Consider the following 5969-nt stretch of genomic DNA (forward strand, 5'->3'; position numbering starts at 1 on the left):
GTGGTGGCGATGACCAGGTCGTCGACGGACTCCGGCGGCGCCCCGTGGTGCGGGCCGACGGCGAGGACGAGCCGGGCGAGGATCTCGCACTCGTCCATGGCCCCGTCCCGCAGGGGCACGGCGGGGCGGCTGTAGCGGACCTGGTTGTGGACGGCGAAGGAGTTGAACGCGAAGTCGAAGTGGGCGCTCTGCGACGGCGGGGGCGGCGGAAGGACCACGTCCGCGTGGCGCGAGGTCTCGTTCAGGTACGGGTCGACGCTGACCATGAAGTCGAGACCGCCGGCGAGCGCCCTCTCGAGCCGGTCGCCGTCCGGGGCGGAGAGCACCGGATTCCCCGCGACGACGATCAGGGCGCGGATGCGCCCCTCCCCCGGCGTCTCGATCTCCTCGGCGAGCGCGGCCGTGGGCAGCTCCCCCTTCGCCTCGGGGTGGCCGGAGACGCGGCTCCTCCAGCGGCCGAGGGCGAAACCCCTGCCCGGGCCCGCCGGGCGGGGGGCCCGGGCGGTGGCGGAGAGCGGGAAGAGGGCGCCGCCGGGCCGGTCGAGGTTGCCGGTGAGGATGTTCAGTACGTCGACGAGCCAGCTGGCCAGGGTGCCGTGCTCGACGGTGCAGCTCCCGATGCGCCCGTAGACGGCCGCCGCGGGGGCGGCGGCCAGTTCGCGGGCGATCGCGCGGATGCTCTCGGCGTCGACGTCGCAGGCGGCGGAGACGGCTTCCGGGGTGAAGTCGGCCATGGCGGCGGCGAGTTCGTCATAGCCGTCGAGGTGTTCGGTCAGGGCGCCGGTGTCGGCGAGCTTCTCCTCGATGAGGACCTGGGTGAGCGCGGCGAGCAGCAGGGCGTCGGTGCCGGGCCGGATCGGGACGTGCCGGTCGGCGAGGCGTGCGGTGCGGGTGCGGCGCGGGTCGACGACGGTGAGGGTGCCGCCGCGCCGGCGCAGCGCCTTGAGCTTCCCGGGGAAGTCGGGGGCGGTGCAGAGGCTGCCGTTGGACTCGACCGGGTTGGCACCGATGAGCAGCAGGTGGGCCGTGCGGTCCAGGTCGGGGACGGGGATGGCGTGGGGGTCGCCGAAGAGCAGCCCGCCGGAGACGTGTTTGGGCATCTGGTCCAGCGTGCTGGCGGTGAAGACGTTGCGGGTGCCGAGCGCGGACAGCAGCAGGGGCGGGTAGAGCGCGCCCGCCATCGTGTGGACGTTGGGGTTGCCCAGGTAGACGCCGACCGCCTGGGCGCCGTGCGTACGGGTGAGGGCCGGGATGTTCGCGGCGATCGTGTCGAAGGCCTCGCTCCAGCTCGCCTCGCGCAGTTCGCCGTCCGTGCGGACGAGCGGGGTGCGCAGCCGGTCGGGGTCGGCGTCGAGGGCGCCGAAGGACGCGCCCTTGGGGCAGATGAAGCCATGGCTGAGGACGTCGTCGCGGTCGCCGCGGGCGCCGGTGACGGTGGTGCCCTCGACGGTGAGCGTGAGTCCGCAGGTGGCTTCGCAGAGCGGGCAGACACGCAGAGCGGTGCGGGATTCGCTGGACATGGGCCCTCCCGGGGCGGCGGCAGCGGTGGCGCGCGGGTGCGGCCGTCGCCCGCGGGCCCGCACGGCGGGCGCGGGCTCCGGCCGCACCGAGCATACCGACCGGTACGGATGGAGGCGAGGCGCCGTCGCCACGAGATCTCCGGCGTCCGCCCGCCCGCCGCGCACGGTCCTCCCGTCCGCCGGCGGCGGCGGACGGGCGCGCCTCAGGCGAGGACGCGGGCGAGATACGCCTGGAGCATGACCCGGGTCTCCGCTATCAGGTCCGCGTCGCCCGACGGGGCGCCGCGGAAGGCCAGTTGAAGGAGTGCGTCGGCGGCCTGCACGCAGACGAGGACCGTGCGGGAGAGGTCCGCGTCGGACAGGACTCCCTCGGCCCCCTCGCCGAGGTGGCCCGCGAGCAGTTCGGCCAGACGGCCCGCGACCCGCTGGTTCGACTCGTCGAGGGGGCCGGCGACAGGGGCGGGCGGGCCGAAGTCGACGAGGGCGAAGCCTGGGACGGAGCGCTTCATCGCCAGGTACTCGTCGAGCACGGCGTCGATGGCCGCACGCCACTCCCGCCCGGGGATGCCCGCGAGCCGGGCGGCGACCCGCTCGGCGTAGACGTCCAGGTTGCGTGCGGCCAGGGCGTCGACCAGCGCACGCTTGTTGGGGAAGAAGCGGTAGACGGAGCCGATGGGCACGCCGGCCCGGTCGGCCACCGCCCGGGTGGACAGCTGCTCGTAGCCCGTCTCGTCCAGGATCCCGGCGCCGGCGTCGAGTATCCGGGCCAGGCGTTCGGCGCTGCGCTGCTGCACGGGGACGCGCCTGAGGTTCGTATGCACATGGGACACGCCCCCCATGATGCCCGCATGGCGTTGACGGGCCGCTCCGCGATTCCTACGGTGTCCCATAGGATTCTTCGTCAGGGGGATCCACGGGATCCCTCTTCCACCAGGAGTGCGTGATGAGCGGCATCGAACAGGCGAGGAAGACGGCGGAGTCGCTCCGCCACTCCACCGGCTTCGGCAACGAGCACAGCTCGGAGGCGGTGCCGGGAGCTCTGCCGCACGGCCGCAACTCGCCGCAGCGCGCACCTCTGGGCCTGTACGCGGAACAGCTGAGCGGCTCGGCCTTCACCGAGCCCCGCGCCCGCAACCGCCGTTCCTGGCTGTACCGGATCCGCCCGTCCGCGGCCCACCCAACCTTCCTGCGCGTCGACAACGGCACCCTGCGCACGGCCCCCTTCACCGAAACCGTCCCCGACCCCAACCGGCTGCGGTGGGACCCGCTCCCCCCGTCCCCGGCCGGTACGGACTTCCTGGCCGGCCTGTGGACCCTCGGGGGCAACGGCGACGCGGCGCAGCGCACCGGCATGGCCGTGCACCTCTACGACGCCGACACGTCCATGACGGACCGGGTGTTCAGCGACTCCGACGGCGAACTCCTGATCGTCCCCGAGCGCGGTGGCCTGCTCCTGCGTACGGAGCTCGGCCTGCTGCGGGCGGAGCCGGGGCACGTGGCCCTGATCCCGCGGGGCGTCCGCTTCCGCGTCGAGCTCCTGGACCCGACCGCCCGCGGTTACGTCTGCGAGAACTACGGCCAGCCCTTCGTCCTCCCCGACCTCGGCCCGATCGGCGCGAACGGCCTGGCCAACGCGCGGGACTTCCTGGCCCCCGTCGCCGCGTTCGAGGACCGTGAGGGACCGGTCGAGGTCGTCAACAAGTTCTGCGGCAACCTCTGGTCGGCGACGTACGACCACTCGCCGCTCGACGTGGTCGCCTGGCACGGCAACCACACGCCGTACGTCTACGACCTGCGCCGCTTCAACGTCATCGGCAGCATCAGCTACGACCACCCCGATCCGTCGGTCTTCACGGTGCTGACCTCGCCGTCCGACACCCCGGGGCTGGCCGGGGTGGACTTCGTCGTCTTCGCGCCGCGCTGGCTCGTCGGCGAGGACACCTTCCGCCCGCCGTACTTCCACCGCAACGTGATGAGCGAGTACATGGGCCTGATCGAGGGCGCGTACGACGCCAAGGCGGGCGGCTTCGTCCCCGGCGGCGGTTCGCTGCACAACATGATGTCGGCGCACGGCCCGGACCGTGAGACCTTCGACCGGGCGAGCACCGCCGAGCTGACACCGCAGAAGATCGACGACGGCCTCGCTTTCATGTTCGAGACCCGGTGGCCGGTCACGGCGACCGCCCAGGCCGCGACGGCGGACCACCTGCAGCGCGGGTACGACGACGTGTGGCAGGGTCTGAGCCGCGGCTTCCGGGCGTGAGACCTCGCGGCCGGGCACGATGCGGGGAGACCGGGTGGACGGGATGGACCAGGTGAACGAGGCGGGCCCCGCGCCCGCCTTCGCCCCCGACTCGCTGGTGCTCAACCGCAAACTGCCCCTGTGGTACCAGGTCTCGCAGTCCCTGCGGGCGTCCATACTCGGCCGCCCGCAGGACGCCTCACCGCGGCTGCCCACCGAGGAACAGCTCGCCGCCCACTACGGGGTCAGCGTCCTGACCATGCGCCAGGCCCTGAAGGAGCTGGAGACCGAGGGCCTGATCAGCAGGCACCGCCGGCGCGGCACGTTCATCGAACCGCGCGCCCGCCGGGTCTCGCCGGTCCGGCTGCTGGGCTCGATCGACGCGATCGTCGCCCAGCAGTCGGGCGAACTGACGACCGTGCTGGGCCACGGCCCGGCCCCCGTGCCCGGGGACATCTCCGAGTTCTTCCCCGACTGCGCGGAGGTGGTCAGCTACCGGCGGCTGCGCCGCGACGACGGCACGGGCGAGCCCACCAACTGGGCGGAGAACGCCGTGCGTCCGGAGATCGCGGCCCGCCTGGACGTCGCCGACCTCGAACGGTGGCCGATGACGAAGGTGCTGCGCGACGCCGTCGGCGTGCGGATCTCCCGGATCACGGACACCGTCGAGGCCCGCCTCGCCGATCCGGTCACGGCGGAGCTGCTCCAGGTCCCGCTGCTCAGCCCGATCCTGCACTACACCGGCGTGACGTACGACGAGGAGGGCCGGGTGGTGGACGTGGCCCGTATCCGCTACCGGGGAGACCGCTTCGCCTTCTCCGTGACGGTGGACGCGCACTGACGAAGGCCCCGGGGCGGCGGGCACCGGCGGCGTACGCGGCCCGGCGTCGTTACGATGCCCGGGGCGGCGGACGTGGCGACGGGGAGGACGACACGGTGGCAGCACGGGTGGCGACCGCAGCCGGCGGGGACGGGGCACACCCGCTGCTGGACGACCTCATGCCCTGGTCGGTGCGGCCCCTGCGGACCGGACGCCCCTGGGTGACGGGTCCTGACGCCTCCGCCCTGCGCGCCCGCTGGGACGCGCTGGCACGGGCGGAAGGAGCCGAGCAGACCCGGCTGTTCCGGCCCAGCCGGACCCGCACCCCGCTGGCCCCGGCCGCCGCACTGCCCGGCCGGACCACCGGGACGAGCGGCTTCGCCCGGGACCCCGGCCCCTGCCCCGAGCCGGTACGCGTCCTGCACGGCCCCTTCGACGAGCAGTGGCTCATCCCCGACCAGCGGTTGCTCGACGCGGCCCGCCCCGAGCTGTGGCGCGTCGCCGACGGGCACCAGCTCTTCGCCGTCGAGCACGGCGTCATCCCCGGGGACTCCGGGCCGGCGCTGTCCGTGACGGCGCTGCTGCCCGACGGGCACTCCCCCGCCGGCCGGCCGGGCCGGATCCGGCCCCTCCACCGCCGCCCGGGCGGCCGGGAGCCCAACCTCGCCCCGGGCCTGCTCCGCCTGCTGCGCGCCCGCTACGGCGACGTCGAAGGCGCACGGGCCGTGCTCGCCTGGGCGCTCGCCGCCGCACGGCCCTCCCCGGCCGGGGCCGTCGTGCCGCTGCCCGCGGACGGCGCCCTGTGGTCACACGGCGTGGAGCTGGGCGAGGAGCTGCTGCGGCTGCACCTGCGCGGGGCGCGCGGCGGGGAACGGCCCCGCCTGCCGGGTGGGCGGCGCCCCTACGTGCGGGCGGCGATCCCGCCGCGGCCGGCCGTGCTGGCGTACGACGCCGGGGAGGAGACGCTCAGCCTGGGCGAGGGGCGGATCTCGCCCGTCCCGGCCGGCGCCTGGGAGTTCCGGGTGGGCGGTGTGCGGATGCTGGAGCTCTGGTTCGAGCGCCGCACGGTGTGGGCGGGCGGGGAGGGCCTGGCGGCTTTGGTGCCGCGCGCCTGGACGCGGGAGTGGACCTCCGAGCTGCTCGAACTCATCACCGTGCTGGCCCTGCTCGACGGACTCCGGCCGAGGCGGGAGGCCTTGTGGGCGCACCTGGACCGGGCGGCCCCACTGACCCGGCAGGACCTGCGCACGGCGGGGGTGCTGCCCGTCCCGGCGGCGGCCCGGCGGCCCGCCTCGGTGCTGGACCACCGTGAGGAGGGCCCGGAAGGGCAGTTCGCGCTGCTGTGACGCCCGTGGGGCAGCACGGCCGCCGCGGCACCCGGCTCGCC

5 protein-coding genes are annotated in these 5969 nt (G+C 74.7%); 3 read left to right on the forward strand and 2 right to left on the reverse strand.

The window, feature by feature from the left end; all coding sequences use genetic code 11:
• Together ABZ371_RS27940 and ABZ371_RS27945 are read right to left on the reverse strand one after the other, a co-directional pair.
• Positions 1-1520 (reverse strand): molybdopterin-dependent oxidoreductase (locus ABZ371_RS27940; RefSeq protein ID WP_358684574.1); only part of this gene is annotated, 1520 nt, incomplete at its 3' end.
• Positions 1521-1723: 203 nt separating this feature from the next.
• Positions 1724-2359, reverse strand: coding sequence for a TetR/AcrR family transcriptional regulator (locus tag ABZ371_RS27945; RefSeq protein ID WP_358684577.1), 636 nt, complete (start codon positions 2357-2359; stop codon positions 1724-1726).
• Between the two features lie 104 nt (positions 2360-2463).
• On the opposite strand from ABZ371_RS27945, the gene hmgA reads away from it, so the two are divergent.
• From hmgA to ABZ371_RS27960, 3 genes are all read left to right on the forward strand, one after another.
• A complete protein-coding gene (gene hmgA / locus ABZ371_RS27950) occupies positions 2464-3783 on the forward strand; it encodes a homogentisate 1,2-dioxygenase (protein ID WP_358684580.1) in 1320 nt (439 codons plus the stop codon).
• A gap of 43 nt (positions 3784-3826) precedes the next feature.
• Positions 3827-4603 carry a GntR family transcriptional regulator gene (locus ABZ371_RS27955; protein ID WP_358684583.1) on the forward strand — a complete coding sequence of 259 codons (777 nt, stop codon included), beginning with the start codon at positions 3827-3829 and terminating at the stop codon, positions 4601-4603.
• 95 nt (positions 4604-4698) lie between these two features.
• Positions 4699-5928, forward strand: a complete 1230-nt coding sequence (locus ABZ371_RS27960; RefSeq protein WP_358684585.1) for a type ISP restriction/modification enzyme — start codon at positions 4699-4701, stop codon at positions 5926-5928.
• Positions 5929-5969: the final 41 nt, after the last annotated feature.

The organism is Streptomyces sp. NPDC005899, from assembly GCF_040629645.1.
Taxonomy (GTDB): Bacteria; Actinomycetota; Actinomycetes; order Streptomycetales; family Streptomycetaceae; genus Streptomyces.